The 24,873-nt window shown below is 63.4% G+C and carries 24 protein-coding genes; 13 read left to right on the forward strand and 11 right to left on the reverse strand.

Features of this window, described 5'->3' with window-relative positions; all coding sequences use genetic code 11:
- The 10 genes from F3H95_RS08975 to F3H95_RS09020 all read right to left on the reverse strand — a co-directional run bounded on the left by F3H95_RS08975 (position 1) and on the right by F3H95_RS09020 (position 11,003).
- Positions 1–240, reverse strand: coding sequence for a hypothetical protein (locus F3H95_RS08975; RefSeq protein WP_143125696.1), 240 nt, complete (start codon positions 238–240; stop codon positions 1–3).
- Entirely contained in the window at positions 240–2,273 is a 2,034-nt protein-coding gene (locus F3H95_RS08980) for a chemotaxis protein CheA (RefSeq protein WP_149745694.1), read from the reverse strand. Before F3H95_RS08980 ends, F3H95_RS08975 begins: the two co-directional genes overlap by 1 nt.
- Positions 2,270–2,641 carry a response regulator gene (locus F3H95_RS08985; RefSeq protein ID WP_143125698.1) on the reverse strand — a complete coding sequence of 124 codons (372 nt, stop codon included), beginning with the start codon at positions 2,639–2,641 and terminating at the stop codon, positions 2,270–2,272. The genes F3H95_RS08980 and F3H95_RS08985 overlap by 4 nt, the downstream gene beginning before the upstream one ends.
- Positions 2,642–2,651: 10 nt before the next feature.
- Positions 2,652–3,485, reverse strand: a complete 834-nt coding sequence (locus F3H95_RS08990) for a protein-glutamate O-methyltransferase CheR (RefSeq protein ID WP_149745695.1) — start codon at positions 3,483–3,485, stop codon at positions 2,652–2,654.
- A complete protein-coding gene (locus tag F3H95_RS08995) occupies positions 3,482–4,150 on the reverse strand; it encodes a HEAT repeat domain-containing protein (RefSeq protein ID WP_149745696.1) in 669 nt (222 codons plus the stop codon). The genes F3H95_RS08990 and F3H95_RS08995 overlap by 4 nt, the downstream gene beginning before the upstream one ends.
- A 9-nt stretch (positions 4,151–4,159) precedes the next feature.
- Positions 4,160–5,212 carry a chemotaxis-specific protein-glutamate methyltransferase CheB gene (gene cheB, locus F3H95_RS09000; protein WP_210248542.1) on the reverse strand — a complete coding sequence of 351 codons (1,053 nt, stop codon included), beginning with the start codon at positions 5,210–5,212 and terminating at the stop codon, positions 4,160–4,162.
- Between the two features lie 6 nt (positions 5,213–5,218).
- Positions 5,219–6,769, reverse strand: coding sequence for a chemotaxis protein CheW (locus tag F3H95_RS09005; RefSeq protein WP_188134340.1), 1,551 nt, complete (start codon positions 6,767–6,769; stop codon positions 5,219–5,221).
- A 13-nt stretch (positions 6,770–6,782) separates the two neighbouring features.
- On the reverse strand, positions 6,783–8,711 hold the full coding sequence (locus F3H95_RS09010) for a methyl-accepting chemotaxis protein (RefSeq protein ID WP_143125702.1): 1,929 nt from the start codon (positions 8,709–8,711) through the stop codon (positions 6,783–6,785).
- Positions 8,712–8,883: 172 nt separating this feature from the next.
- Positions 8,884–9,885: a MerR family transcriptional regulator gene (locus F3H95_RS09015; RefSeq protein WP_188134341.1), complete on the reverse strand. Its 1,002-nt coding sequence runs from the start codon at positions 9,883–9,885 to the stop codon at positions 8,884–8,886.
- A gap of 113 nt (positions 9,886–9,998) precedes the next feature.
- A complete protein-coding gene (locus F3H95_RS09020; protein ID WP_149745699.1) occupies positions 9,999–11,003 on the reverse strand; it encodes a LacI family DNA-binding transcriptional regulator in 1,005 nt (334 codons plus the stop codon).
- Between the two features lie 318 nt (positions 11,004–11,321).
- On the opposite strand from F3H95_RS09020, the gene ltnD reads away from it, so the two are divergent.
- The 4 genes from ltnD to otnC are packed head-to-tail and all read left to right on the forward strand — an operon-like array spanning position 11,322 to position 14,942.
- Entirely contained in the window at positions 11,322–12,257 is a 936-nt protein-coding gene (gene ltnD, locus F3H95_RS09025; RefSeq protein ID WP_185969849.1) for an L-threonate dehydrogenase, read from the forward strand.
- A gap of 3 nt (positions 12,258–12,260) precedes the next feature.
- A complete protein-coding gene (otnI, locus tag F3H95_RS09030) occupies positions 12,261–13,037 on the forward strand; it encodes a 2-oxo-tetronate isomerase (RefSeq protein WP_143125706.1) in 777 nt (258 codons plus the stop codon).
- Positions 13,038–13,041: 4 nt separating this feature from the next.
- Positions 13,042–14,307: a 3-oxo-tetronate kinase gene (otnK, locus tag F3H95_RS09035; RefSeq protein ID WP_149745700.1), complete on the forward strand. Its 1,266-nt coding sequence runs from the start codon at positions 13,042–13,044 to the stop codon at positions 14,305–14,307.
- A complete protein-coding gene (gene otnC / locus F3H95_RS09040; RefSeq protein WP_149745701.1) occupies positions 14,304–14,942 on the forward strand; it encodes a 3-oxo-tetronate 4-phosphate decarboxylase in 639 nt (212 codons plus the stop codon). Before otnK ends, otnC begins: the two co-directional genes overlap by 4 nt.
- A gap of 66 nt (positions 14,943–15,008) precedes the next feature.
- Here otnC and F3H95_RS09045 read toward each other — a convergent pair whose 3' ends face one another.
- Positions 15,009–15,827, reverse strand: coding sequence for an inositol monophosphatase (locus F3H95_RS09045; RefSeq protein WP_149745702.1), 819 nt, complete (start codon positions 15,825–15,827; stop codon positions 15,009–15,011).
- 319 nt (positions 15,828–16,146) lie between these two features.
- Here F3H95_RS09045 and F3H95_RS09050 point away from each other — a divergent pair, with 319 nt between their 5' ends.
- The 9 genes from F3H95_RS09050 (at position 16,147) to F3H95_RS09090 (ending at position 24,832) form a co-directional block, all read left to right on the forward strand.
- Positions 16,147–17,496, forward strand: a complete 1,350-nt coding sequence (locus F3H95_RS09050) for a sugar ABC transporter substrate-binding protein (RefSeq protein WP_149745703.1) — start codon at positions 16,147–16,149, stop codon at positions 17,494–17,496.
- A gap of 88 nt (positions 17,497–17,584) precedes the next feature.
- The gene (locus F3H95_RS09055; protein ID WP_149745704.1) at positions 17,585–18,142 is read left to right on the forward strand and encodes an SIS domain-containing protein; all 558 of its coding nucleotides are present in this window, start codon (positions 17,585–17,587) and stop codon (positions 18,140–18,142) included.
- A 67-nt stretch (positions 18,143–18,209) separates the two neighbouring features.
- Positions 18,210–19,124 carry a sugar ABC transporter permease gene (locus F3H95_RS09060; protein ID WP_149745705.1) on the forward strand — a complete coding sequence of 305 codons (915 nt, stop codon included), beginning with the start codon at positions 18,210–18,212 and terminating at the stop codon, positions 19,122–19,124.
- A complete protein-coding gene (locus tag F3H95_RS09065; protein ID WP_149745706.1) occupies positions 19,124–19,942 on the forward strand; it encodes a carbohydrate ABC transporter permease in 819 nt (272 codons plus the stop codon). The genes F3H95_RS09060 and F3H95_RS09065 overlap by 1 nt, the downstream gene beginning before the upstream one ends.
- Positions 19,939–20,844, forward strand: coding sequence for a TIM barrel protein (locus F3H95_RS09070; protein ID WP_149745707.1), 906 nt, complete (start codon positions 19,939–19,941; stop codon positions 20,842–20,844). Before F3H95_RS09065 ends, F3H95_RS09070 begins: the two co-directional genes overlap by 4 nt.
- A 20-nt stretch (positions 20,845–20,864) precedes the next feature.
- A complete protein-coding gene (locus F3H95_RS09075; RefSeq protein WP_149745708.1) occupies positions 20,865–21,869 on the forward strand; it encodes a sugar-binding transcriptional regulator in 1,005 nt (334 codons plus the stop codon).
- A gap of 52 nt (positions 21,870–21,921) precedes the next feature.
- Positions 21,922–23,004, forward strand: coding sequence for a sn-glycerol-3-phosphate ABC transporter ATP-binding protein UgpC (gene ugpC / locus F3H95_RS09080; protein WP_149745709.1), 1,083 nt, complete (start codon positions 21,922–21,924; stop codon positions 23,002–23,004).
- Positions 23,005–23,020: 16 nt separating this feature from the next.
- Positions 23,021–24,058, forward strand: a complete 1,038-nt coding sequence (locus F3H95_RS09085; RefSeq protein WP_188134342.1) for an NAD(P)-dependent alcohol dehydrogenase — start codon at positions 23,021–23,023, stop codon at positions 24,056–24,058.
- 45 nt (positions 24,059–24,103) lie between these two features.
- Positions 24,104–24,832 (forward strand): SDR family oxidoreductase, encoded by a 729-nt coding sequence (locus F3H95_RS09090; RefSeq protein WP_149745710.1) that lies wholly within the window; start codon positions 24,104–24,106, stop codon positions 24,830–24,832.
- The last annotated feature ends 41 nt before the right edge of the window (positions 24,833–24,873 follow it).

Here is a 24,873-nt window from a genome sequence, read left to right on the forward strand (position 1 = left end):
TTACTCCCTGTTCTTCAGGCTTGCGATGGCCTCAGCCGAAAAGCGGTCGGCGGGCTCGCCCTTCATTCGAAAACCGCTGGCTGCAATCACCTGCAGCACGGCCGTGTGGAGATAGGTTGCTGCGGATATGTCCACCGCCTTCGCAGGATGCCCGGCCAGCCAGCCGAGAAGCGGTTCGGCATCCTCGATGGTCGCAGCACCCGACAAGACGCATCGGCCTCTCGTGATCTTCAGCGGCATCACACCATTCCCTTCAGGTTGAGGATCAGAAGCACGCCGCCATCGCCCATCAGCGCCGTACCGGACAGGAAGGAGAGGCTGGCGAGCGGCCCCTCGAGCGGTTTCATGATCACGTCGGTCGTCTGCAGGAAGCCATCGACCATCAGGCCGAAGGTTTCGCCGTTGACGCTGGCCACAAGCACCGCACATTCGTTCTCGGCATTGCGTGCCGGCTCTCCGGCGAGCTGAAGGCAGTCATAGGCGCTGTAGAGCGGAACGATCTTGCCCCGCATCAGCGCCACCAGGCGGTGCCCGACCGTATGTATGTCCGAGCCACCCACCCGGCCCGTTTCAAGCACATGGTCCATGGGCACGCCATAGGTCTGACCGGCAATGGAAACCAGCATCATCTGCGAGACGCTGATCGAGAGCGGAAGGCTGAGGCGCACAAGCGCACCGCTCCCGGCGCGGCTCGACAGGCTGACTTCGCCACCGAGACGCTCGATGGCATGCTTGACGGCATCCATGCCGACGCCGCGGCCGGACAGGTTGGAAACCTTTTCGGCGGTGGAAAAGCCGGGCGCGAAAATCAGGAGGTTGATATCCTCATCGCTCATCTCGCCGGCCTGGGTTTCGCTGATCAACCCGCGTTCGAGTGCCTTGTGGCGGACGGCTGCGGAATTGATGCCGCGCCCGTCATCCTCGATCTCGATCACCACACGGTCGCCTTCGGGCCGCGCCCGCACGGTGAGACTTCCCTGCTCCGGTTTGCCAGCCAGCCGGCGTGCTTCCGGCATTTCGAGGCCATGGTCCAGTGCATTGCGGACGAGATGGATCAATGGATCGCCGAGCGCCTCGATGATCGTCTTGTCGGCCTCGGTGTCCTCTCCCTCGATGACGAGGCGAACCTGCTTGCCAAGCTGGTTCGCCGTGTCACGCACCAGACGATGAAACCGCTGGAAGACGGAGCCGACCGGCATCATGCGCACCTGCATCACCCCGTGATGCAGTTCTTCCACGATGCGGTTGATCACCGTGTACTGGCTCTTGATCTCGCGGCTCAGTTCGCGGGCACTGTAAATCTGCTCGGCGCGTTCTGCGATATAGGGCAGTCCGTTCTTGGCCACGACCATTTCGCCGATCAGTTCCATCAGGCGGTCGATCCGGTCGGCGGGCACCTTCAAGACCGGAACGGTGGTCTCGCGCCCGGTCTTCTGGCCGTTGCCGGCGGGCGTGATGGTCGAATCCGGCGGCGGTTCGGTCTTGCCGGCATCCTCCGTGCCGGTGGCTGGCCCCGCGACAGGGACAGAAACGAACTGGCACTGGTCGGCGACATATTCGAAATGCTCCCGCAATGCCTCCTCGCCAGCGGTCGAGACCGCGTCGATCTGCAGATTGCACGTATAGGCATCCAGTCGCTCCAGCGGCCCCCATGCGTCCCGGCGGCGTAGCGAGAATGCGACAAGGCCGGGCGCGCTGCGCAGCATGGCGAGCGGGTCCTCGCCCTTGAAGAAGCAATCCTGATCCGGCAGGTAGCGCAGGGCAGTCAGCACCTGTCCCGGCGGCAGCGCCTGCAAGGTCGCGCGTTGCGTATCGTCCAGCGCATTCAGGATGGCGTCCGCGTCAAGTTCAGTCTCGCATGAGGCCGTTTCGACCGGGCCGGTCGGTTCGCTGCCCATCAGCGTTCGCAAGGCGGTGGCCAGTTCCGTGCTGCGATCGTCAAGCACGTCATCGATCGCGGAGGCGCGCTCCATGCGGTCGATCATTTCTGCCGTCACATCGGTGGTGGCCAGCAGGGTATCGGTCAGAGCCCGATCCATGGCCATCTCGGCATCGCGGACCCGGTCCAGCACATCTTCGGCCGCGTGCAGGAGCCGGGTCAGTTGCGGAACGTCGAACAGGCCGGAATTGCCCTTCAGAGTATGGACGAGCCGGAAGACTTCGTTGATGACCATCCGGTTGTCCGGGCTCTTCTCGAGTTCCAGCAAGGCTGCGCCGATCCGGTCGAGAAAGTCACGCGATTCCAGAACGAAGTGATCGAGAAGGGTCTTCATTGCGGGGCTCCCGTCAGGCGCGTGGCAATCCGCGTTAACCGCTCCGGATCGACGGGCTTGCGCAACACGCAGGCGGCGCCCGCTGCCAGGGCATCGCGCATCACGCTCCGGGAGACCTCGGTGGTCGCCACGACGGTCGGGATCTGTACGGTCTGCTGATGGTCGTGGAGCCGCCTGAGGAAGGTGATCCCGTCCATCCGCGGCATGTTGACATCGACAAGCAGCAAGTCGAAGCGGCCATTCAACGCTTTCTCCAGCGCTTCGACACCGTTTTCGGCCTCGTCGATCTCAAACCCGGCATGATGCAGCACGGTTGAGAAATAATGGCGAATGGTCGCCGCATCATCCACGAGCAGTACGCGGGGCATGACACTCTCCTCATCGCGGTCGCTGGTAGACCGTCGCTTCCGGCAGACGACGGACCTGGAAAAGATTGGATATGCGGCTCATGGATTCCGAATGGCCGAGACACAGGAAGCCACCCGGCGCGAGGCAGCCATGCAGGGCCTCGGCTGCAGCGCGCCGTGATATTTCATCGAAATAGATCAAAAGGTTACGACAGAATATGACGTCGATACCCGAGAAGCGGGCGAGATCGCCGGGATCGAGGATGTTGACGTGCGAGAACGAGACGCTTTGCCGGATGTCCGTGTTGAGCTGCCAGCGGTCGCCATCCGCCCGCTGAAAGTAGCGCTGGAGCAGGTCCGGTGACAGGTTCTGCACCGAACGCCTCGAGAACAGGCCGCGTTCGGCAGAGGCAAGGATGCCGGTATCGATGTCGGAGCCAAAAATCTCGACATCGTAGATGCTGATCTCTGGCCAGTATTCCAGGAGATAAAGCACGATCGAATAGGGTTCCTCGCCGGACGAGCATGGCAGGGACCAGATCTTGATGGTTTCGCCGGGCCGCTTGCGCGGCGCCACCTCGGCCAGCATGCTGCTTACCAGGCAGTCGAACTGGTAGGCCTCGCGAAAGAAGTATGTCTCGTTCACCGTCATCGAATTGGTGAGCGCCTGCATCTCCTGCGCCGAGGCCTTGCGGCCGACATGGGTGAGATAGGTCTTCACGTCATGGCAGTTGGTGGCACGCATGCGATCGATCAGCCGTTTGTCAACGAAATAGCGTTTCGATTCATCGAAGAAGATGCCGGTCCTGTCGTAGAAGAAGGACGAGAACTGCGAAAATTCCTGGGGTGAGATCTTCATGGTCATCCGCGCGCCTCCCGCGCCGTGCCGCCGGTCGCGATGAACCGGAGAAAGGGAATATCTCCGAAGCGGCGGAGCACGATCTTGCAAGCAGCGTGGCGGGTCCTTTCACCCTCTTCGTCCGCATCGGCACCCAGCAGGATCATATCCAGCAATTGCGCCGCCACATTGGCATCCGCTTCCGTCGTCAACGCCTCGGCGAGACTGCGCACCATACCCTTGCTGTCGTGGCCCTGAACCACGCTCAGCAACTGGAGCTTCAGCAGCGGGTCCTCGCCCGCAAGCCATTGCGGCGCACGCGCGGCGATGAACGCGGCGTGGTGACCGAGAACTTCCACCGCCAGTCCGCGGATTTCCGCGCTGTCGTGGCGGAGCAGCGGCACAACCAGATCAGCGACCAGATCCGAGCGTGCCTTCATCAGCGTGATCGCAACCATCTCACGACAGGATCCGTGCGACAGGTTGGCCAGGAGCCGCGCAAGCAGCGGGATGCAGTCATCGAGATGGGCAAGCTGATCGGAGGCGGCATGCCGGTGGCCGGGATTTTCGTCCTTCAGCAGCGCCAGCAGATCATCGAGTGCAGCCGTCGTGGCCTGCATCGGCGTGGACGAGGCCAGCGGCGAAGCCTTGGACCCCCCGTCATCTTCCGTCGAGAACTTTCGCAATGGCATCGTGATCTCCTAGCGGATCCAGGACGAGAGCTGGCTGGCGATGCGGGAGGCCGGCAGAACAAGGCTCGCGCCACCCTGCTGGATGAGTTCCTTGGGCATGCCGAAGATGATCGCGCTTTCCTCGCTTTCGGCGATGGTGCGGCCGCCCTGCCGGTGCAGGCGCGCCATGGCCCTGGCGCCATCATTGCCCATGCCCGTCAGTTGCACGGCGATGAGCCGCTCGGCCGGAAAGGCCTCCATCGCCGTTTCGACCAGGAGTTCCACCGAGGGATGCCAGGTATGAGCGGAGGATTCCGGGCGCGTGCTGAAGAAAGGCCGGCCATCCCGCCGCGTCACCGTGAGGTCGGAGCCACCGCGTGCGATGGTGATGGTGCCCGGGACGATCTCGTCCAGGGCACTCGCTTCCCGCACCGGCAGCTGGCACATGCCATCCATGCGCTGCGCCAGTGCCTTGGTGAAGCTCACCGGCATGTGCTGGGCAACCGCAACGGCCCATGGAAAGCTGGCGGGCAGATGCGGGAGGATTTCCTCAAGTGTGCGGGGACCCCCGGTCGACACACCGATCAGCACCAGTCCGGTCAGTGCCTTGCGGGAAGCAGCCGTTGTCGTGGGGCGCGCCGGAGCGGGCCGTGGAGCAGAGGGGACGCGTCTGCCGGCGCCGGGACGGATGCGGGCGCCGATTGCGGACTTCACCTTGGCGAGGATTTCGTCCGCGATGTCGTCGATCGAAAGGGAGATTGTCCCGCCCGGCTTCGCGATATAGTCCACGGCGCCAAGCGCCATGGCCTCCAGTGTCACGAGTGCGCCCTTGCTGGTAAGCGATGACACCATGATGACCGGGGTCGGGCGTGCTGCGATAATCTGCGAGAGCGCCGTCATGCCGTCCATCTCAGGCATGTTGACATCGAGCGTCACCACATCGGGATGATGCTCGAGTACCATGTCCACGGCCTCGCGGCCATTGCGGGCGGTGAAGGTGTCATAGCCTGCCGCAGACAGCAGCGTGCTCAGATGCTTGCGCATCAGGGCGGAGTCATCGACGATCAGGATCTTCGCCACCATGGTGCCTCACGCTGCCGCCAGGGACTGGATGTCGAGATCACGAAACAGAGCATCACAATCCATCAGCAGGATGATGCGGCTGTCCTTTTCCAGATTGACGAGGTTCGGGAAGGCCGCGCCATGCGCCCCCCGGCCGGCTGGCGATGGCTGAACCTGTGCCTCCTGGAGCTTGAGCACCTCACTGACGGTATCGACGATCAGCCCGATGCGCGTGCCCGCGACGGAAAACACCATGATGCGCTGGCGATCATTGGCGTCGAGCCGCTCCAGCGCGAGACGCTGGCGCAGGTTGACGACAGGCAGGACCGCGCCGCGCAGGTTGATGACCCCGGCCACCCAGCCGGCCGTGTGGGGAATGCGGGTCAGCCGTTCCGGGACACGGACGATTTCCTGGACGAGTTCGATCGGCGCGCCGAACTCCTCTTCGCCAAGATGGAAGATGACGAATTGCCGTTCGCCGGCTTCCTCCGTCTCGATGCCATCGCTGTCGCCTTTCCCCTTGCGCATTGCCCTGGTCTCCTCGCTGGATGGGTCCACAGCGGCCGCCAGCGTGTCCGCGCTGACGAGCCGAGACGGTTCGAGAATGGAAATCAGCCGGTTGTCCGCATCCGGCCGGCAGATGCCGGAAATCGCCGTTTCCTCCGGTCGCGCCAGCATGGCGGGCGGCGGCTGGATCGTCCGTCTGGACGCGCGCAGTACCTGGTCGACCCTGTCGACCACCAGACCGACCTGGCGATCGCCGGGTGCTTCGATCACCACCACGCGCTGGCCGGCGGCGCTGCTTTTGGCAAGCCCCAGCAGGTGTCGCAGCGAGAGGAGCGGCAGCAGCCGCTCGCGCAGTGCCACCAGCCCGACAAAAGCCTCCGGCGCATGCGGCAGTTCCGTCATGCTGTCAGGTGCCACGACGATCTCGCTGACGTTTTCGATGGCGAATGCATAATCCTGTCCATCGACCCGGAAAGTGACCAGACGCACTTCGTCGCTCGCATCACCGTCCTCACCCTCGTCGTCATCGGTGCTGCGATTCGCCGTGGAGTGGATGGGGCCGCGGTGCTCCTGTGCTGACGCCTGCAGACCGTCGAAAGAGCGGCTGACGATGCAATCGAAATCAAGGACCGTCACCAGCGCGTCGTCGGGCAGTCGGGCGATGCCGCTGACGCAATCGTCTGCGCCATGCGCCCTGTCTGAGGCAACGATGCGCGTCGCATCGATCGACATGACGCTGAGCACGGCATCAACGACAAAGCCGAAATGGTTGCCGAGGTCGAAGACAAGCGCGCGTGTCTGTTCCGATTGCGGCTGTTCGGCAAAGCCCAGCACGCGACGCAGGCTGATGATCGGCAGCACGCGGCCTCGAAGATTGGCAAGCCCTTTCAGCGCCGCCGGTGCCATGGGCACGCCGACGAGGGCCGGCAGGCGGATGATTTCCTGAACCTTTTCCAGCGGTGCGGCAAAGGTCTCCTTGTCAATGCGGAAGGTGACGAAGAGGTCGGTCCCCGCGTCATGGTCGTGTTCCGGCGGCAGATCCGCGGCCGGCGGCGGTGTGTCAGACAACATGACAAGCCTCCGGTCAGGCGGAGGTCTGGAGTTCGTCGGCCAGCGAGGCGATTTCCTCGACGGCGGCAACGAGCATGTCTGCACCTTCATTCTGCTGGCGGGCGGCAACGGCGGCTTCGCCGGCTGCACGCTGCGCCTCCTCGCAGGCCGCGGCGATCTGGTCGACGCCCTTCTTCGCCTGGGCAATCGCAGCTGCGATCTCCTGCGCTGTGGTGAGGATTTCGTCCGAACTCGACTGTACGGTGGTAATGTCGGTTTCGATGGTGGCGAGGTTGCCTGTGGTGGCGAGCGCCTTTTCCGCTTCGCTCAGGGCGGCGCGCACGATGTCTTCGAGATCCTCGCCCACCCGGCCGATCTGGTCCTGGATCGCCTTCACCACATCCTTGATGCGGTCCGCATTCTCAGCGGAATCCTGTGCAAGATTGCGGATATCCGTCGCGACAACGGCAAATCCCTTGCCGAATTCCCCGGCGCGAGCCGCCTCGATGGAACCGTTGACCGCCAGCATGTTGGTCTGCACGGAGACGGTCGCGATCGCATCCACGATCTTGTCGATCTTTTGCGATACGGTGGCAAGCGTGCGGATCTGCCCGATGCTGGAGCGGGTTGCCTCGGCCGAGCGCGAGACGCCGGAAATCAGGGCATCCACCTCTGCCTTGTTCTTGCCGAGCAGGGACTGGATCGCCGTGATGCGCTCGACGCTCTGGATGGCGCGTTGCTGCGCCACCTGCAATCCCTTCTCGATCTGGGTCATGGCCGCAGCGGATTCCGCCGTGGCGGCCGCGGCACTCTGGGCGCCGCTTCGGATTTCCTCGAGTGCTGCCAGAACCTGTGAACTCGACCGGCTGATCGTCTGGATCGCGAGCGACAGTTCCTCCGTCACCGAGGCCACGTCCTCCGCGCTCTTGGCGACGTCTGTGGAGTTCTTCAGGTCTTCGGCCAGTTCGCTGAGGGAAAGGGCGGTCTGTTCGCACTCGGCCAAGGCGCCGGCCTGTTCTTCCACCGATTTGGCAGACTCTTCGGCGGCGGCGGACTGCTGGGCTGCGGCGGTCGCGATTTCCTCGGAGCCCTTGAGGGCCTGGGCGGCCGCAGCATTCGACTGGATGGCCCCCGCGGCGATTTCCCGTACCCCATCCATGATGGCGCTGATGTCACGGCCGATCAGTTCAAGCTGGGCGGTGATGTCGCGTCCCTTGCCGACCTCCGTCTGCACGCTGGTTGCCTCGGCATTGACGCCATTGGCGATCTGCTTCACGTCCGTCTGGATCTGCTGGACGAGGTCTGTGATCTGGCGGGCGCTTGCCTCCGAGCGTTCTGCAAGGGTACGCACTTCATCGGCCACCACGGCAAATCCCTTGCCGTGCTTGCCAGCTCGCGCGGCTTCGATCGCGGCATTGAGGGCAAGAAGATTGGTCTGGTCGGCAATGCGGGCGACGGCCTTGACGATGTCACCGATATCGGCTGCCTGGCGCTCGAGTTCGGTGATCAGTTCCACGGACCCCGCCTGACGCTGGGCGGCGACCGAGACATTGGCGATCAGCGCCATGATCTGACCCGTCGTGTCGGCGATCAGGGCCTGCGTTGCTTCCATCTTGGTCTGTGACGTTTCGGTGGCCCGCAACTGTCGACCGATCGATTCGGTGATCTGGGTGCAGGCGACCAGGGATTCCTGGGCTGCGGCGCCGCTCTGTTCCGCACCGGCAGCAATCTGGTCGGATGCGCGCTTCAGCTCTTCTGCGGCCGAGGCCGCCTCGTTCACGCCGCTTGCCAGTTGCGTGGTGGCAGACGCGACGCGCTCTGCGATCTGCTGCTGCTTGGCAATGGTGCGGGCACGCTTGCGCTGCAACTCCGCATCTCTGCTCTGACCGTTTCGGATCCGCACAGCCGCCGCCGTCGGGGTGGCCGACGCGATCGCCGCCGGTGATTTTTTAACAATAGCCATGCTGACAAGCTCCCGCGGGCGCTCGACGAGATCCGTTCCGTCGCTTCCGTGCCCCGGGAAAGAGTGGTACGTCGGGGTGGTCTCCAATTGCTGAATTGAATACCTTTAATTTTAGTTCATTCTATTTTAGGGTTGACTGATGTTTTGGTATTTTGCGCCATGCTTAATGCGCTCATAATGACGGGAACGGGCCGGGGTTCGTGTTGTCACCTTTGGCAAAGCGTCCAATATGCGTCATATCCTGCGCGATCAGGATGGTTTCGGGCAATGCGGCAGGAACGCCGCGTCCCCCGACCAGAAGGTTGATGTCGGCAGGCAGATGCTCTCTCAGAATGCAGAGCATGCCACGCGCGTCGGCATCCTCGCAGAACACAACGCTCACCATGACGAGTTTTGCATAAAGCGCCAGCGCCACGGCGGCGATATCGCGGGGTGGCAGGCTGCCGCCGAGATAGATGGAATTGATGCCGTCCAGCCGGGCGGCGATGGCGGCGCAGATGGCGCCAAACTCGTGCTGCTCTCCCGAAAGCGTCGCGGCGATGGCAACGGGGCCGCCGGGCGTATCGGGCATGGCCGAAAGCGCGGCGAGAAGATGGCGCGTGAGCGCTGCTGAGACGAGATGCTCTCCGGCTGCCGGCAGGGCACGCGCCTCCCATCTGGCGCCCATGGCCTGCATGAGGGTCGGAAACGTCTGCCGGATGAAGCATGCCGCGCCCTCTTGCCTCAGCCGAAGACGGATCATGGCATCGATGCGCGCCATGTCCATCTCTTGTGCGGCCGTCAGAAGATACGGTACAAAGGGATCGGGATCGCAAGCGAGCGCAAGGCCCTCGATCTCCGCCACGCTCTTGTCGACGAGATTTCCGATGCGGTGGCCGGCATCGCTGGCAGCCTTCAAGGCGCGGATGCGGCGCAGGGACTGCAGGCTGTAGAAACGATTGCCCGCGTGATCGCGCCAGTCCGGCGCGACCTCATGGCGACGTTCCCAACTGAACAATGTACGGCGATTGAGCCCGGTGGCCGCCAGAAGTTCGCGCAGGGGGATGAGGTCGTCCGCGTTGATCATGGCATCCGAAGAGATTTCCTTGCGATGGCGCGGGCGGCTTGACTGAAGATAGACCTCCTGCGGCTGGCCGATGTCTGCCAGATCGACCTTGCCCCAGGGTGGTGGCAAGGCACGCCGACGGAGCGGCGTTCTTCCGGTCGTGCAGATGCACAGGGTTTGTCGTCTTCGGCAGCACGCTTCGGATGCGGCCAGCAAAGGCATCCGTTGGTCTCGGCAGGATATCACTCCCGTCGTATCGTTTTGCCTTCCACCAGGCTGAAGCCGAGATCGAGGGTCTGCGCAGGGGCATCTGCCAGAAACAGTTCTGCAGCGCGCTGACCCGCCTCAATACGCGGCGTTCGAATGCTCGCGATGGGCTGCGGCGTGTGACGACAGATATCGAGAGCATTGAAGCCGATGATCGCAAGGCGCTCGGGTACGGCGATGCCGGCCGCCAGACAGTGGAAATAGCCCCCGAGAGCCATGTCGTCATTGGAGAAATAGACCGCGTCTATGTCCGGTGATCGCTCCAGAACTTTGGCAAGGCCCTGCTTGCCCTCGCTGATCGAAGAAGGCGACGGGCGGATATCATGGTCGTGCAACGGGATCCCCGCTTCCTGAAGACGTTGTGTAAAGGCATTGAAGCGTTTGGCACTGCGCGTATCCCGGCGGATATCGTGCCCGACATAGGCAATCCTGCGATAGCCTCCGGCGATCATGGCATCGGCCGTGGCACGACCGGCGGCACGATGGGAGAAGCCGACAGCAATGTCCATCGGGGTTCCGTCCACGTCGAGCAGTTCGATGACGCGGCAGCCGGCTGCCCCCAGCATGCGGCGCGTGCCCGCGCTGTGTTCAAGTCCGACCAGCATTACGGCGGCCGGCCGCCAGGCCAGAACGGCCGCCACAAGCGCCTCCTCTCGCTCCGCGTCGTAATCGGTGACCGCAAACACGGCTTGCCGCTGCCCGGCCTCCAGCGTTCGCGTGATGCCACTCAACACATCGGAGAAGACGATGTTGGAAAGCGACGGCACGATGATCGCCACGAGCGGCGAACCGGTGGAGGCGAGCGTTCCCGCAATGCGGTTCGGAACATAGCCCAGCGCCTCGACGGCCGCCATCACACGCGTGCGGGTCTTGTCTGAGAAGGAACCATGATTGCGCAGCACCCGCGAGACCGTGCTTTCACCGACCCCGGCGGTCTTCGCGACGTCTGCAAGCGTGATGAGACTGGTCTTGTCGTTCATAGGGGTCCGGCTGCTCCGCATTCGAAGGAGCAAGCATATCCCTCACGATGGCTTGCAGTTCAATGGCAGCGCTGCCAATTTCAACTTGGCAGCGCTGCCAAAACTGTCTAACGATGAGTGGAGCGGCGTTTTCCGGGAGGATGCAGATTTGCAGCGGCGGGAGCGAGAGCAGGGCAACAGACGGAATGGTAACCTTCCGCTGCGGACCGAGTCCGTTTGTCTGTCACGATGCGAGCCGCTGTGTCGCCTTCTCGCCCTGGCGTCTGCCCGTATGCAGCCGCAACGATTCGTACCGATCCCCTTTTTGCGTCTTCAAGGATGACAAGCATGGCTCTCTCCAAAACAGGTGCCGTTTCGCGTATCGCAGCCGTCATTGGCCTCGGCTCCATGGGTATGGGCATGGCCCTCTCCCTGAAGCGGGCGGGACTCGACGTGCTGGGCGCGGATATTTCCAAGGACGCCGTGGCGCGCTTCGTCGAAGCCGGCGGACGTGCGGTCACAGACCTCGCCGAGGATGTGCGCCACGCCGACATCGTGGTGTCGGTCGTCGTCAACGCCGCGCAGACGGAGGGCGTGCTGTTCGGACCGGCCGGAATTGCCGAGACGATGCGTCCGGGCGCTGTCTTCGTCTCGTCGGCCACGATGGATCCGGCGATCGCGCGCCGGCTGGCCGCACAGCTGGAAGCCAAGGGCGTGCATTATCTCGATGCACCGATTTCCGGCGGCGCCGCGCGTGCTGCGAAGGGCGAGTTGACCATCATGGCGTCGGGCACGCCGGCCGCCTTTGCGGTAGCCCGCCCTGCCCTCGATGCCATGGCCACCAAGGTTTACGAACTCGGCGACAGCGCCGGTTTCGGCGCCGCCTTCAAGATGATCAACCAGCTGCTCGCCGGTGTGCACATCGCTGCGGCCTGCGAGGCGATCACGCTCGCCGCCAAGCAGGGTCTGGACCTTGCAAAGGTTTATGAGGTGATCACGGCCTCGGCCGGCAATTCCTGGATGTTCGAGAACCGTATCCCGCATGTGCTGGCTGGAGATTACACGCCGCTGAGTGCTGTCGATATCTTCGTCAAGGACCTCGGTATCATCCAGGATATGGCGCGCAGCGAGCGTTATCCGGTGCCGCTGAGTGCTGCGGCATTACAGATGTATCTCGCCGCCTCCGGTGCCGGCATGGGCCGAGATGACGATTCCTCGCTGGCGCGCATCTATGCACAGCTTTCCGGTGCAACGCTTCCCGAAAAGGCCGAGTGACCCATGCCTGTCTTTGCCGCCAATCTGACGATGATGTTCACCGAGTGGTCATTCCTTGACCGCTTCGATGCCGCCGCCGAGGCCGGGTTTTCCGCCGTGGAATATCTCTTCCCCTATGAGTTTGCTCCAGAGCAGATCGAGGAGCGGCTGCAGCGCAACAACCTGACCCAGGCGCTGTTCAACATGCCGCCGGGCGACTGGGCAGCGGGTGAACGCGGCGTGGCCGCCCTGCCCGCGCGGTTTGCGGATCTGACGGCCGGCGTCGACCGCGCGCTGGACTATGCCGAGGCAACCGGCGTGAAGCGCATGCACATGATGGCGGGTATCGCCGATCGTCACGACAGAGACGCCCGCGCCAGCTATCGACGGGCGATTGACCATGCCGCGCCGCGGCTGGCGGAAAAGGGCATTGATCTGCTGCTGGAGCCGATCAATGCCCGCAACATGCCGGGTTATTTCCTCAACAGCTTTGATTTCGCCCGCGAGATCATCGCCGAAGCCGGTCTTGCCAATCTGCGGCTGCAGTTCGACATCTACCACTGTCAGGTGATCCACGGTGACGTGACCATGCGCCTGCGCAACGCCTTTGACGACGTGGGCCATGTGCAGATCGCCAGCATTCCCTCGCGCAACGAGCCGGATGGCGAGGAGCTGAACTATCCCTTCCTGTTCGCCGAGCTTGATCGTCTGGGCTATGCGGGCTTTGTCGGGTGCGAGTACAATCCACGCGGCAAGACCCTCGACGGGCTGGGCTGGTTCGAAGCCTACAGACGGAGCTGAGAGCATGGGCGTTCTTCTGGGCATCATTGCCGATGATTTTACCGGCGCCACCGATATCGCCAGCATCATCGCCCGCGAGGGAATGAAGGTGGTGATGACGATCGGCATTCCGAGCGCCGAGGTCGATATCGGCACTGCCGAAGCCGTGGTGGTGGCGCTCAAGTCCCGCACCATCCCCTCTGCCGATGCCGTCGCCCAGTCGCTCACGGCGCTGGAATGGCTCAAGGCACGCGGCGCGCAACAGATCGTCTTCAAATATTGCTCGACCTTCGATTCCACCGCCGCGGGCAATATCGGTCCGGTGGCGGATGCGCTGGCCGATGCGCTGGGGGCCAGCATTGCCGTGGTCTGCCCGGCCTTTCCGAAGAATGGCCGCACCGTGTTCAACGGCCACCTCTTCGTTGGGCGCCAACTGCTGCAGGATTCGCCGATGAAGGATCATCCCCTGACTCCGATGCGCAAATCCGATCTGGTGGCCCTGATGGCGGAACAGTCGGCCTATCCCGTGGCGCTTGTCCCGCATGAAGTGGTTTCTGCCGGCGAGCCTGCAATTGTCGCGGCCTTTGAGGCCGCCATCAAGGCCGGCCACCGCTATGCCGTTGTCGATGCGTTCAATGACGAACATCTCAGGGCTCTGGGCCGCGCGGTGCGGGACCATCGGCTGTTGACTGGCGGTTCTGCGCTTGCGATGGGCCTGCCGGCAAATTTCGGCATCCGGCCGCGTGATGCCTCCGAACAAGGGCCTGTCTCAGGCAGGGCGTTGCGGACGGCCATCCTGTCCGGCAGTTGCTCCGCCGCCACCCGCCAGCAGCTGGCGCGCGCACGGTCACTGTGGCCGAGCCTCCGGATCGATATCGATGCGCTCTTTGCGGCAAAACCCGTCGTAGAGGAGGCGCTGGCCTGGGCGGCCGCGCAACCCGCCGATCAGCCGGTCGTGCTCTACGGCTCTGCCGATCCGGCCGAGGTGGAGTCCAATCAGGGTCGCTATGGCCGTCAGCAATCCGGGGAGATGATGGAAAAGGCTCTGGCCGAGATCGCCCGGGGACTGGTTGCGGGCGGCGTGGAGCGGCTGCTGGTGGCGGGCGGCGAAACCTCCGGCGCCATCATCTCCGCACTCGGGATCCGGGGGCTGTCAATCGGCACGGAGATCGCTCCGGGTGTTCCTTGGACCACCACGCTCCCCTCCAGCCGTCCGTTGCGGGTCGCCCTGAAGAGCGGCAATTTCGGCGGCCCCGACTTCTTCGAACGGGCCCTGGAGATCGCAGGATGAGCGAGACTGCGCTGCGCGACCAGATTGCATCCTATGCCAAATCGCTGTTCGACCGCGGACTGACAGCCGGTTCGACGGGCAATATCAGCGTGCGGGTGGATGATGGCTGGCTGATGACGCCGACCGGTTCCTCGATGGGCATGATCGATCCGGCCCGCATCTCCAGGCTCGATGCGGAAGGGCGCCACGTCTCCGGCGATCCGCCGACCAAGGAAGCCTTCCTGCACCGGGTGATGTATCGCAACCGGCCGAAGGCGAAGGCTGTGGTGCACCTGCATTCCACCCATTGCGTCGCCGTCAGTTGCCTGTGCGATCTCAACGAGAACGACGTGCTGCCGCCGCTGACAGCCTATTACGTGATGCGCGTCGGGCGCCTGCCGCTTGTTCCCTATTTCCCGCCGGGCGATGAAGCCCTTGCGGAGGCGGTGGCCGAGCGGACCAAGACTTCGCATGCGGTGCTGCTTGCCAATCATGGACCGGTGGTGGCGGGCGTGGATCTGCCGGACGCCGTCTATGCAACGGAAGAGCTGGAGGAAACGGCAAAGCTGTTCCTGATGCTGCGCGGAGAGCGCACGCGGCCTCTGACCTGCGACGAGACAACCGAACTGAATCGGCGCTTTCCGAGCAAGGTCTGACGCTCGGGTGTACGGTTGGGCAATCCAGCCCTCCTTCGGTCGGCCTCCAAGGGAGCAGCCTCCGCTTCAAGGGGCGGTGGATGCTTTGCTCAGCCGCTTCAGATCGGTAAAGACGGTGTGGTTTCCCGCCCAGATCGGCCCTGGCGCCGATAGCGTGCCAGCGAAATCGGCAAGGCCACCGGCCTCGCGGATCAGCACCACGCCGGCCAGGCAATCCCAGCAGTAGAGCGTCGGATCATAATAGCCCGCCAGGCGGTTGGCCGCGACATAGGCCAGCATCAGCGCGCCGGAGCCCACGCGGAAGATCACGCCGCCATCCTGGTAGAGGCGTGTGATGAACGCGCCGACTTCTTGCGGATCGGCCCGTTCGGTGCCGCCATAGCCGATGGTGGTGGAGCGGATGGTCCAATCCGCGCGCATCATAAGTCTCTTGCCGTTGAGATACGCCCCCTGCCCCTGCCGGGCCACATAGAGTTCACGCAGCATCGGCGCATAGACGACGCCGATCACCGGCTCACCATGATGCAATACCGCAATCGAGACAGTCCAGTTCGGCTGCCCTACCAGAAAGGCCATTGTGCCGTCGATGGGATCGATCACCCAGTCGAAAGCGGAGGCACCTTCTGCTCTGCCCGCCTCCTCACCAACGATGCCGTCCTGCGGAAAATGCCGGCGGATCATGCGGCCGATATAGGCTTCGGTCGCCTGATCGGCGGCGCTCACCAGATCCTGCGAGGACGATTTTTCCACTGCGTGCAAGGTTTCCGGGCGGCGCAGGAAGCGTCTGGCGCGTGCTCCGGCCTCCTTTGCAATGCGTTCCGCCAGCCTGCGGCGTGCGTCGATCTCCTCCTTTGCCGTCCGGTCCGGCTCTGTGCTGTCAACCATGTGATGCCCTCTTCTCCTCACCCGAAATATCATCATATTTGGGCGACGAATGCTATTGCAAAATGAAAATTACAGATGTATCCGTTATTCACCCCGCCAAGAGGAATGGCGAGCCCAAGCGATTGAAATAGCTGGAAGAACGCGCAGTTTTGCGTGGGGCGAAGCTATGGCTTTCGAAGGCTCAAGGGGAGAGTGCGACACAGGTTCACGGGTCTTGCAGACGCTGCGGCAGCCATGCCGCCCAAGCGTTGGCGAAGCCTTTTCGATTGACGCCGGATCAGGGCTGCCGGGGAGGCAGTCGGCACGAAGGAGGAGTGAAATGAAACGCCTGTTGAAAGTCTGCGCCAGCGTTCTGGCGCTTGCGGCTGCGAGCGCAAGCATGCCGCTTGCGGCCCACGCCGACTGGCTGGAGGATGCGGCAAAGCCGCTGAAGGGCACCCAGATCAGCGGTATCTTCCTGGATCGCCCAGGTTACCGCGCCATCATCAAGCTTCTGCCGGAGTTCGAGAAAAAGACCGGCATCAAGGTGAACTACGAGATCGTTCCCTACGAAAACACCCGCGAGAAGGAAGTGCTGAACTTCACCTCGCAGGGCGATATCACCATGGCGCTCGTCGATCTGGTCTGGATGGGTGAGTTTGCGGAAAATGGCTGGATCGAACCGATCGAAAAGTTCACCAAGGACAAGTCGATCACCGACCCCAACCTGAAGCTGGATGGCTTCTTTCCGCTGCTGCTGGACGCCTTCGGCTCCTGGGGCGGCAAGACCTACGGCCTGCCCTTCGACAACTATTCCGGTCTGCTGTTCTACAATTCCTGCAAGCTGAAGGAAGCGGGCTTCGACAAGCCGCCGGCGACCTGGGACGAGTTGATGAATGTCTACGCGCCCAAGCTGACGGATGCCTCGAAGAACCAGTATGCCTTCGCGCTTCAGTCGCTGCGTGGCGAAACGCAGTCCGCCGACAGCTTCATGCGCTTCCTGTGGCCGTTTGGTGGCTCGCTGCTCGACAAGCAGTTCAAGTCGAACCTGATGAGCAAGGAAAGCCAGACCGGTCTCAACTTCCGTCAGGCGCTGATGAAGTACATGCCGCCCGGCATCGTGAGCTTTGACCATGCCGAATCCGTCAATGCGCTGGCGCAGGGTCAGGTGGCGATGATCACCGAGTGGTCGGCCTTCTACGGGACCCTCGTCGATCCGGCCACCTCCAAGCTCGGCGATTGCCTGGCCGTTGCACCGGAACCGGCCGGCCCGGCCGGCCGTCTGCCGGCACTCGGCGGCTTCTCGCTTGCGGTCGCGGCACAGGCTTCCGAGGCGCAGAAGAAGGCCACCTGGCTCTTCATCCAGTGGGCAACCTCCGAAGACATCGCCAAGTCCTATGTGGAGGCCGGCGGCGTGTCGGGTCGCATGTCGGTCTATAACGACCCGGCCATCAAGGCGAAGTACAAGTTCGTCGAGCCGATGGTCGCCTCCTGGCAGAAGGGCGTGCCGGAGTTCCGTCCGCGCTTCCCGGCCTGGCCGGCAATCTCCGAAGTGGTGGCCGAGTGGGGCTCCAAGATGATGCTGGGCCAGGTTTCCGTCGAGGCTGGCTCCAAGGAGATCGGCACCCGCATGGAGGATATCCTGAAGAAGGAAGGCTATTACGACGGCAAGAAGAAGCTGTTGCAGTAACGCCCACCCTGTCCCTCCCGGGATGGACGACGGGAGATGGCGGCCGAGAGAGGCCGTCATCTCCCTCATCCCCTGCATCAGGCGAGACATGACCATGCTTCATCTCTACGACAAGGCGCTTGCGGAACTCAGCGACTGCCTCGGCAAGATCGATGCGACGCAGTTCGAGACGGCCACCGAAGCCATCGCGGCGGCCGGCCGGATCGCGCTTTACGGCGTCGGCCGGGAAGGCCTGCAGATCAAGGGGCTTGCGATGCGCCTCTTTCATCTCGGCCTGCGCGCCGCCGTCGTTGGCGACATGACGACACCGCCGCTCGGCGCCGGCGATCTCCTGATTGTTTCGGCCGGCCCCGGCGACTTTTCGACCGTTTCGGCGCTGATCGGCGTGGCCGGGAAAGCGGGCGCACGGGTGCTGGTGGTGACGGCCGAACCGCAAGGTGCTGCGGCCGGCAAAGCCGATCTCGTGCTGCACGTGCCGGCGCAGACCATGGCGAATGATCAGGGGGCGAGAACCTCCGTGCTGCCGATGGGATCGCTCTACGAAGGCGCGCTCTACATCGCCTTCGAACTTTTGGTGCTGGCCGTCCGCGACCGGTTGCAGGTGTCGCCGGCGATCATGCGCGCCAACCATACCAACCTGGAGTGAGAGGGATGCGGGCCTGCGTGCGGCGCTGCGCCACGCCCTTTCAGCCGGGCATCAAGAGGAAAAGCAGATGACGAGGACCACGCCTGCCCCCACCATCAGACCCAATCGCGGCTATGGTCGCTGGACACCGTTCTGGTTTCTCGCACCGGCCGTGCTGACGCTGTTTCTCATCGGCATCTATCCGACGCTGTTTGCGCTGGTGACCTCCTTCCGCCGCTACAATATTGCCCGTCCGCGCGACGGCTTTCCTTTTGTCGGCCTGGAAAATTATATCTCTGTGCTGACGGACGGCACCTTCTGGGCCTCGCTGTTTCTCACGACCAAGTTCTACGTCACCGTTCTGCCGGTCGAGATCGCGCTTGGTCTGATGATTGCGCTTCTGCTGCACAAGACGGGCATGGGCTTTCTGAAATCGCTGGCCCGCGTCACGCTCGTCGTGCCGCTTGCCACCACCTATGCCGTCGTCGGCCTCATCGGCCGCCTGATCTTCAACCGCGATTTCGGAGTCGCCAACTGGTTCCTCGATCTGTTCGGGATCGGCGCGCTGGACTGGCTGGGCTCGCAGGCCGGCGCCTTCGCAGCGATCGTCATCATGGATGTCTGGCAGTGGACGCCGTTCTGCGCGCTGATCTTCCTCGCCGGTCTCTCCATGGTGCCGGGCGAGATCGAGGAGGCGGCCCGGCTGGAAACCTCGTCCAAATGGGCGCTGCTGAAGCATGTGCAGCTTCCCTATCTGATGCCGGGGTTGACCGCGCTTTTGATCCTGCGCTCCGCCGACGTGCTGAAGTTGTTCGACATGGTGTTCGTCATGACCCGCGGCGGCCCGGGTTCGGCGACTGATCTCGTCTCGGTCTATATCCAGCGCGTCGGCTTCCGCGTCTTTGATCTCGGCACGGCCTCGGCGCAGGCGATCCTGCTGCTTATCCTCACCATCCTGATCAGCCGTCTCTATATCCGCGTTCTCTACAAGGAAGTGAACTGATGCGCGTCTCGTCGGACAAGATCCTGCACGCCCTCGGCCTCACCGCCGTCATTATTTTCACGCTGTTCCCGTTCTACTGGATGGTGTCGGCGAGCTTCAAGACGCAGGCCGATATTCTTGCCTCGCCGCCGGTCTGGCTGTTTACTCCGACGCTCGATCACTACCGCGAGATTTTTGCGGATTCGAAGGTGCTGGGCGCGGTCGGCAATTCATTGATCATCGCCACCGCCACGACGGCGCTCGCCGTGCTGCTCGGCGCCCCCGCCGCCTTCGCACTGGCCCGCTATGACTTTCGCGGCAAGTCGGATCTCTGGTTCTGGTTCATCTCCAACCGGATGACGAGCCCGATCGTGCTGGCGCTTCCGGTCTATATCCTGGCGCTACAACTGAAGATGCTCGATACGCATCTGGTGCTGATCCTCATCTATCTCACCTTCAATCTGCCGATCGTGGTGTGGATCTGCACCGACCAGTTCAAGTCCATTCCGCCGGATCTGGAGCAGGCAGCGCGTCTGGATGGCGCCGACCAGTTCACCATCTTCCGCAAGATCTATCTGCCGCTCGGTGCGCCGGGCATCGCGGTCTCGGCGATCTTCTCCTTCATATTCTCGTGGAACGAGCTGCTCTATGCCCTTGTTCTGACACGCCGTGACGTTCAGACGGCGCCGGTCGTCGCCACCAGTTTCATGTCCGGCTACGAACTGCCCTGGGGCAAGATCATGGCCACCGGCACCGTTATCGTCCTGCCCGTCACCATCTTCGCGCTGATCGTCTCACGACACATGGTGCGCGGCCTGACCATGGGAGCGACCAAATGACCGCCTCTTCTCCGCTCGGCATCAATCTTTCCTTCTGCGTCAAGCGCTGGGTGACGCCTCAGCTTTGGGCACCGGTGGTGCGCGATCGCCTGGGCCTTGACCTTGTGCAATTCTCCTTCGATCTGGTCGATCCAATGTGGCCCGCCGCGATCCTGTCACGTCATGCGAAAGACGTGCGGCAGGCGGCCGATGATCATGGTATCGCCATCCACAGCGCCTTCATCGGACTGGCCCACTACACGTTCAACCAGTTGCTGCATCCCGATCCGGATGTGCGCAGTTATGCCGAACACTGGCTGGAACGCGCCTATGGCTTTGCCGCCGAAGCCGGCATTCCGGGCGTCGGCGGGCCGCTTGGCGCCATCGCGTCCCGGCCGGATGGGGCCGAGGCGGATGCGCTTGACGACCGCGACTATGCGGATCTTGTCGAGCGCATGCTGCGGCTTGGCGAAAAGGCCCGCGCGGCGGGACTGGATGCGCTGTATGTGGAGCCGACGCCGATGCGCCGCGAATGGCCCTGGACCATCGGTCAGGCAAGGCGGATGATGCAGGATGTCTCCGGCAGCGCAACACCCTGGCAGCTGTGCGTGGACTGGGGGCATGGCACCATCCTGCCGCTTTACGGCCCGGCGGCGGATACGATGGAGCCGTGGTTCTCGAGCCTCAGCGATGTGATCGGTGCGATCCACATCCAGCAGACCGATTTCCAGTTTGACCGCCACTGGGATTTCACCGAGCCTGGTCGTGTGGACCCGGCCGAGGCGAAGGCGCAGCTTGCCCGCACGGGGCTTGCACAATCTCCGGTGTTCCTTGAAGTGTTCTATCCTTTCGAACGGGATAGCGCATCCATTCTGGATGCCCTGACGGCATCGGCCTTGTCGCTCCGGCAGGCCTTTGCCTGAGCCAAGGAGACGAGCACGCAATGGCCACCAAGGGAACCGACACCGCAACGACCGGCATCGAGGATCTCGACGCGCAGCAGATCCGCGCGCGCGTTGCCTGGCTCTATTTCATCGGTGGCCTGACCCAGCAGGAAATCGCCGATCAGCTGGGCCTGACGCGCCTGCGGGTCAACAAGACCCTCGGCCAGTTGCGCACCGATGGTTCCGTGGTGGTGGATATCCGTCTGCCGATGGCCAATTGCATCGATCTCGAAAACCGCATGAAGGAGCGGTTCGGCCTGGATGACGTGTCGGTCATCCCGACGCTGCCGGATGATTCGGAAAACCAGCGGGCGGTCGGCGATGCGGCCGGCGGCATGCTGGACAGGCTGCTGGAAGATGGCATGGGCCTTGGCGTCGGCTGGGGCAAGACGCTGACGGCGGGGCTCAAGCGTCTCACGCCCCGCCCTCTTCCCGGCAGCTGGGTGACGTCCGTGATGGGCGGGCTGACGCGTGGCTCGGGATCGAGCACCTTCGAGGTTGCCACCGGTTATGCACGGGCCATTTCGGCCGAATGCTATTATCTCACGGCGCCGCTCTATTTTCCCTCGGTGGAAAGCCGCGAGGCCCTGCTTTCCCACCACGGAATCCGAGAAACCATGCGGCGCGCGCGGTCCGTCGATGTCGCGCTCGTGTCCTGCGGTGACATGACCGCCCGCTCGCTGCTCGTGCAGACGCCGACGGTGTCTGAAAATCTCGCGACCCTGCAGGCGGCCGGCGCCGTGGGCGACCTGCTCGGCGTCTTCCTCGACGAGGCCGGACGGCCGGTGGACCATCCGCTCAACGAGCGCGTGTTGTCGGTCACGCCGCAGCAGCTGAAATCCGTTCGCCATTCCATCCTCGCCTCGGGCGGCTGGTACAAGGTGAACATCATCCGCGCCATTCTGCGCGGCGGTTATGTCACGCGGCTCGTCACGGACGAGATGTGTGCCGCCGCCATCCTTGACGACACGGGCCAGACCCCAACCAACAGCCAACAGACATGACGTGACGCCGGCGGCCTGGCCGCGGCATCGACGGATCGGGAGTAACGAGAGCATGACCTTCCTGCAGCTGGACAACATCAAGAAGACGTTCGGGGAACTCAGCGTCATCAAGGGTGTCGATATTTCCGCCTCGCGCGGCGAGTTCGTGGTGTTCGTCGGTCCGTCCGGCTGTGGCAAGTCCACGCTGCTGCGAATGATTGCCGGACTGGAGGATGTCTCCTCGGGCACGCTTTCGATCGACGGCAAGGACGTAACCTATGAGGAGCCCGCCAAGCGCGAGGTGTCCATGGTTTTCCAGTCCTATGCACTTTATCCGCATATGAGCGTGTTCGAGAACATGGCCTTTGGCCTGCGCATGGCAAAGCTGCCGGAAGACGAGATCAGGCGCCGGGTCGCGGAAGCTGCCCGCATTCTGCAGATCGAAGCGCTTCTGGAGCGCAAGCCGCGGGCGCTGTCCGGTGGCCAGCGTCAACGCGTCGCCATCGGTCGCTCCATCGTGCGCAACCCGAAGATCTTCCTGTTCGACGAGCCGCTGTCGAACCTCGACGCGGAGCTGCGCAGCCAGATGCGTGTCGAGATCGCCAAGCTGCACCGCAATCTCGGCGCGACCATGGTCTATGTCACCCATGATCAGGTCGAGGCGATGACGCTGGCAGACCGGATCGTCGTGCTGCGCGCCGGGCTTGTCGAACAGATCGGCACGCCGACGGAGCTTTACGATCGCCCCGCCAACACCTTTGTTGCGGGCTTCATCGGCTCGCCCAAGATGAATTTCCTCACCGCCTCCGTCACCGCCACGGACGGCAGCAGCCTGACCTTGCGACACTCCGCTTTCATCGATGGAGCGATGACGCTCGCCCATGCCGCCGCGACCAAGGTCAAGGCGGGCGATGCCGTGACCGTTGGGTTGCGGCCGGAGCATCTGGATGTGGCAAGCGCTCGTCCGCTTCTGCGGCTGACACTGGATTTCGCCGAAAACCTCGGCGGGTCGACCCAGCTTTATGCCCGCACCGACACCGATACCGTAACCATTCTGGCGAATGGACGGCCGGAGCTTCGCCCGGGCGAAGCCATGGTCGCCGGCATCGACCCGCGCCATATCTATCTCTTCACCCCCGCAGGCGCAGCCCTCTGACCACAGGAAGACGATCATGAAAGCCCTCGTTCTGGAACGCAAAGGCGAACTCGCCATCCGCGACATCGAACTTCCCCGGGAGGTCGGGCCGGAGGATGTGAAGATCGCCATCCATACCGTCGGCGTCTGCGGCAGCGACGTTCATTACTACACTCATGGAGCGATCGGCTCCTTCATCCTGCGCGAACCCATGGTGCTGGGTCACGAGGCGGCGGGTGTCGTGCTCGAGGTGGGCGCGGCCGTCAAAAACCTGAAGGTCGGTGACCGGGTGTGCATGGAGCCTGGCATTCCCAACATGGCCTCGCGTGCCTCGAAACTTGGCATCTACAATGTGGATCCGGATGTGCGTTTCTGGGCAACGCCGCCGATCCACGGCGTGCTGACGCCGGAAGTGGTCCACCCGGCCGCCTTCACCTACAAGCTGCCGGACACTGTATCCTTTGCGGAGGGCGCGATGGTCGAGCCCTTCGCCGTCGGCATGCAGGCCGCCACGCGCGCCCGCATCACGCCCGGCGACGTGGCCGTCGTCATCGGCTGTGGCCCGATCGGCATCATGACGGCGCTGGCGGCACTGGCCGGCGGCTGCTCCCGCGTGTTCATCTCCGATCTCAGCGCCCCGAAGCTTGCGATTGCCGGCCAATATGGCGGGATCACGCCGGTCAACATTACCGAAGCCTCGCTGCTGGAAACGGTCATGGCCGCGACCGATGGCTGGGGTGCGGATGTGATCTTCGAGGCGAGCGGTAGCCCGCGCGCCTATCAGGGTATCTTCGATCTCATGCGCCCGGGCGGCACGCTGGTGCTGGTCGGCCTTCCGGTCGAGCCCGTTGCTTTCGATGTGCCGGCCTCGATCTTCAAGGAGGCGCGCATCGAAACCGTGTTCCGCTATGCCAACAATTTTGATCGTGCCGTCAACCTGATCGCCGCCGGCAAGGTGGATCTGAAGCCGTTGATCACCGAAACCTTCGCCTTCGAGGACAGCATTGCCGCTTTCGAACGAGCGGCAAAGGGCCTTCCGGACGATGTGAAGCTGCAGATCCGGATGCCCGGCTGAAACCGCCCTTCGTCTCATATTCGATTATGCAAGGAAGCGAGAACCATGACGAACACGCTGGAAGGAAAGGTGGCGGCCATTACAGGCGCCGCTTCCGGGATCGGGCTTGCCTGCGCCCGAAAGCTGATAGCCGAAGGTGCGACGGTGGTGCTGATCGACCGCGCGGAAGACAGGCTGGCTGCGCTTTGCCGGGAACTCGGTGAGCGGAGCCGAAGTCTCGTCATTGATCTGCTGGATGGTCCGCAGGTCTCCGGCCTTCTGCCGCGCATCCTCGATGTGGCGGGCCGGCTCGACATCTTCCACGCCAATGCCGGCGCCTATGTCGGCGGTCCCGTGGCCGAAGGCGATCCCGATGCCTGGGACCGCATGCTGAACCTCAACATCAATGCCGCTTTCCGCAGCGTGCATGCCGTCCTGCCGCACATGATTGCGGAAAAGACCGGCGACATCCTGTTCACAAGCTCTGTGGCGGGCGTCGTTCCCGTGGTCTGGGAGCCGATCTACACGGCCTCGAAGTTTGCCGTGCAGGCCTTTGTCCACACCACCCGGCGGCAGGTGTCCCAGTACGGCGTGCGGGTGGGCGCAGTGCTGCCGGGCCCGGTGGTGACGGCACTGCTGGATGACTGGCCGAAAGAGAAAATGGACGAGGCGCTCGCCAATGGCAGCCTGATGCAGCCGCAGGAGGTGGCGGAAGCCGTGTTCTTCATGCTGTCGCGCCCGCGCAATGTCGTCATCCGTGACCTTGTCATTTTACCGAACAGCGTGGATCTGTAAGCGTATACGAGCAGGATCTGACGCAGCGGGAGGATAACAGG

Source organism: Rhizobium sp. RU35A, assembly GCF_900156005.1.
GTDB classification, from domain to species: domain Bacteria; phylum Pseudomonadota; class Alphaproteobacteria; order Rhizobiales; family Rhizobiaceae; genus Neorhizobium; species Neorhizobium straminoryzae.